The organism is Mesorhizobium sp. M1A.T.Ca.IN.004.03.1.1 (assembly GCF_003997555.1).
Taxonomy (GTDB): domain Bacteria; phylum Pseudomonadota; class Alphaproteobacteria; order Rhizobiales; family Rhizobiaceae; genus Mesorhizobium.
Genome location: NZ_RZTV01000243.1, coordinates 1 through 277, shown reverse-complemented (window position 1 = coordinate 277; position 277 = coordinate 1). Strand labels below are relative to the sequence as shown.

Genomic DNA, 277 nt, shown 5'->3' with positions numbered 1-277 from the left:
ACGGCAGGGAGGAGAGCAGTTTCTTCGTGTAGGCGCGCTGCGGTGCATCGAGCAGATCGGCGGTGCGTCCTTCTTCGACGATCACGCCCTTTTCCATGACGACGATGCGGTTCGTGTAGCGCGCAACCATCGGCAGGTCGTGACTGATCAGGAGCACGGCGGTGCCTTCTGCCTGCGTCAGTTCCACCATCAATTCCATGACATCGCGCTGGATCACGGCATCGAGCGCGGTCGTCGGCTCGTCGGCGATCAAGAGCGCCGGTTTCAGCAGCATGAC

The 277-nt window shown here is 61.7% G+C and carries 1 pseudogene; it reads right to left on the bottom strand.

The window, feature by feature from the left end:
• Positions 1–277: pseudogene (locus tag EOD29_RS31530) on the bottom strand (peptide ABC transporter ATP-binding protein); the annotation flags it as partial.